Annotated in this window: 3 protein-coding genes; all 3 read right to left on the bottom strand. The window is 71.2% G+C overall.

Annotated elements, in window-relative coordinates; translation table 11 throughout:
• Positions 1–2,395 (bottom strand): polyribonucleotide nucleotidyltransferase (locus SACHA_RS20825; protein ID WP_232211831.1); only part of this gene is annotated, 2,395 nt, incomplete at its 3' end.
• Positions 2,396–2,618: 223 nt separating this feature from the next.
• Complete coding sequence (gene rpsO / locus SACHA_RS0107395) at positions 2,619–2,888, bottom strand: 30S ribosomal protein S15 (RefSeq protein ID WP_019808429.1); 270 nt, start codon at positions 2,886–2,888, stop codon at positions 2,619–2,621.
• A 187-nt stretch (positions 2,889–3,075) separates the two neighbouring features.
• A partial coding sequence (locus SACHA_RS0107390; RefSeq protein WP_019808427.1) for a 2'-5' RNA ligase family protein occupies positions 3,076–3,576 on the bottom strand: 501 nt, incomplete at its 5' end.

Raw genomic sequence — 3,576 nt, 5'->3', positions numbered from 1 at the left:
CGCCCCGGCGGGTCCGCTGCCGTGTGGGCCGGTCGCCCTTGTCCTCCGACCCGGTGTCCCCGGCGTCGCCCGCACGGTCGGAACCGCCGGACTCGGCCTGTTCGGCCAGGTCCGCCGTCGGCTCCTCGGAGGCGGTGTCCGCCGCACCGGTGCCCCCGATCGCCCCGCTCGTGGCCGCGCCGGTGTCCCCCGACTCCTCGTCCTGGACCACGATCAGGCTGATCTTGCCGCGGCTGTCGATATCGGCGATTTCCACCCGCAGCTTGTCGCCGACGTTGACGACGTCCTCGACCTTCTCCACGCGCTTGCCGTTGCCGAGCTTCGAGATGTGCACGAGACCGTCCTTGCCCGGCACCAGCGAGACGAACGCGCCGAACGCGGCCGTCTTCACGACCGTGCCGAGGTAACGCTCGCCGACCTTCGGCAGCTGCGGGTTCGCGATCGCGTTGATCTTGTCGATCGCGGCCTCCGCCGACGGGCCGTCCGAGGCGCCCACGTACACCGTGCCGTCGTCCTCGATGGACACGTCGGCGCCGGTCTCCTCGGTGATCGAGTTGATCATCTTGCCCTTCGGGCCGATGACCTCGCCGATCTTGTCCACCGGCACCTTCACGCTGGTCACCCGCGGCGCGTAGGGGCTCATCTCGTCCGGGCCGCCGATGGCCTCGGACATCACGTCCAGGATGGTCAGCCGCGCGTCCCGCGCCTGGTTCAGCGCGCTCGCCAGCACGTCCGACGGGATGCCGTCCAGCTTCGTGTCCAGCTGCAGCGCAGTGATGACGTCCGTGGTCCCGGCGACCTTGAAGTCCATGTCGCCGAACGCGTCCTCGGCGCCGAGGATGTCGGTCAGTGCGACGTAGCGGGTCTCGCCGTCGACCTCGTCGGACACGAGCCCCATCGCGATGCCGGACACCGGCGCCTTCAGCGGGACGCCCGCGTTGTACAGGCCCATCGTGGACGCGCACACCGACCCCATCGAGGTCGACCCGTTCGACCCGAGGGCCTCGGACACCTGCCGGATCGCGTACGGGAATTCGTCCCGTTTCGGCAGCACCGGCACCAGGGCCCGCTCGGCCAGCATCCCGTGGCCGATCTCGCGCCGCTTCGGCGTGCCGACGCGACCGGTCTCCCCGGTGGAGAACGGCGGGAAGTTGTAGTGGTGCAGGTACCGCTTGCTCGTCTCCGGCGACAGCGTGTCCAGCGTCTGCTCCATACGGAGCATGTTCAGCGTGGTCACGCCGAGGATCTGGGTCTCGCCCCGCTCGAACAGCGCGGACCCGTGGGCTCGGGGCACCACGGAGACCTCGGCGGCGAGCTGGCGGATGTCGGTCAGCCCACGGCCGTCGATGCGGACCTTGTCCCTGATGATGCGCTGCCGGATCAGCTTCTTCGTCAGATCCCGGAACGCGGCCCCGATCTCCTTGTCGCGGCCCTCGAAGGTCTCGCCCGCACCGACCCCGACGCGCTCCAGCACCGACGCCTTGACCTCGTCGGTGGCGTCGTCGCGCTCCTGCTTGCCGGGCAGGGACAGCGCACGGGTGAGCTCGTCGGTGGCGATCGCGGCGACCGCGTCGTAGGCGTCGGCCTCGTAGGCGGGGAACAGCGGATACTCCCCGGTCGGCTTGGCCGCGGCGTCGAACAGCCGCTGCTGCGCCTCACACAGCGCGCGGATGAACGGCTTCGCGGCGTCGAGGCCCTGCGCCACGCTGGTCTCGGTGGGCGCGGTGGCACCCGCGGCCACCAGGTCCAGCGTGTTCTCGGTGCCCTCGGCCTCGACCATCATGATGGCCACGTCCTCGGGCTTGTCCCCGACGATGCGCCCGGCGACCACCATGTTGAACGTCGCGTGCTCCAGCTGCGACCAGGTGGGGAAGGCGACCCACTGGTCCTCGATCAACGCGACCCGCACACCGCCGACCGGACCGGAGAACGGCAGTCCGCCGATCTGGGTGGAGGCCGACGCGGCGTTGATCGCGAGCACGTCGTACGGGTCCTCGGGGTGCAGGCTCTGCACCGTCACCACGACCTGGATCTCGTTGCGCAGTCCGTCGGCGAACGACGGGCGCAGCGGACGGTCGATCAGCCGGCAGGTGAGGACGGCGTCCGTGGACGGACGGCCCTCGCGCCGGAAGAACGCGCCGGGGATGCGCCCGGCCGCGTACATGCGCTCCTCGACGTCCACCGTGAGCGGGAAGAAGTCGAGCTGTTCCTTGGGCTGCTTGGAGGCGGTGGTCGCCGACAGCAGCATGGTCTCGTCGTCCAGATAGGCGACGACCGAGCCGGCGGCCTGGTTGGCCAGCCTGCCCGTCTCGAAGCGGACCGTGCGCGTGCCGAACCGGCCGTTGTCCAACACGGCCTCGGTCTCGTGCACGGCGTTCCCGCCTGATTCAGTCATGATTCCGTTACTCCTCGTGCGTGCAGGGCCACGCATCCCCCGCCCTTCGGGGGCACGCCCGAGGTACGGGGCCGGTCATCGATCGAAGCCGACGGGAGGAGTCTCCCGGCGGCCACTACCGAGGACCGGCTGTGGCGTCCCCGTGCGCGGCGCGCTCGCCCTTGTTCGTCCTTCGTGTACCGAGGGGGAGTGGCCCGACCGGGTCACTCCCCCTCGGAGTCTCTCATCGACGCAGGCCGAGTCGCTGGATCAGCGACCGGTAGCGGCCGACGTCCACCCGCATCACGTAGTTGAGCAGCCGGCGGCGACGGCCGACCAGCAGCAGCAGCCCACGACGGGAATGGTGGTCGTGCTTGTGCACCTTGAGGTGCTCGGTGAGGCCGACGATCCGCTTGGTCAGCAGGGCCACCTGGGCCTCGGGCGATCCCGTGTCGGACTCGTGGAGGCCGTACTCGGACAGGATCTGCTTCTTCTCGTCGGTGGACAGCGCCACGCGTTCACTCCTTGCTCGTTCGTGCCGTGTCGGTGTGTCGTCGGTACCGGCCGCCACGGACCGCAGCCGGACCCAGGGTCGAGGGTATCAGCACCGCGGCGGCACCCTGGCGGCACGCGCCGCTCCGGCGCGTCGGAGGCGGCATCCACCGGGACACCGATCCACCGGGACACCGGGCGTGCGGCGGTCAGCCCGGCTGCAGCGGGAACCGCTGCACGGTGCTGTAGCGGGGACCGGAACCCCGCGCCCCACCGGGGTCGCTGCGCATCAGTTCGACCTCGGTGACGGTCCACTCGGGGCCGTTGATGTCGGCCAACCGCCGCCGCCACCGCTCGATCGCCGCGCGGACGTCACCACGCGCGAGGGTGAGATGGGCGTGGAATTCCCGCTCCTCGTCGGGGGGACGGACCGCCGCCGCCAGATCGCCGAGCCCCGCGCCGGCCACCCCGATCCAGAGTACCCCGCGGAACGAGCCCGCCCCACTCAGCCGGACGGTGCGCGCCCCCAGACCCGCCAGCCGGGGCCGCAACCACTCCGTCCGCGCATCCGGGTCGTCGGTGCCGTAGAAGCCGAGCGTGATGTGCCACTGCTCCACGGTCGTCCAGCGCAGCACCCGGCGCCCCCCGGCGGACGGGATCCGGTCCAGCTCCGCGCGCAGCGCCGCGACCGCCTCGCGGGACGGCCGCAC

The organism is Saccharomonospora halophila 8 (genome assembly GCF_000383775.1).
Taxonomy (GTDB): domain Bacteria; phylum Actinomycetota; class Actinomycetes; order Mycobacteriales; family Pseudonocardiaceae; genus Saccharomonospora; species Saccharomonospora halophila.
This window is presented reverse-complemented; position numbering and strand designations above follow the sequence as displayed.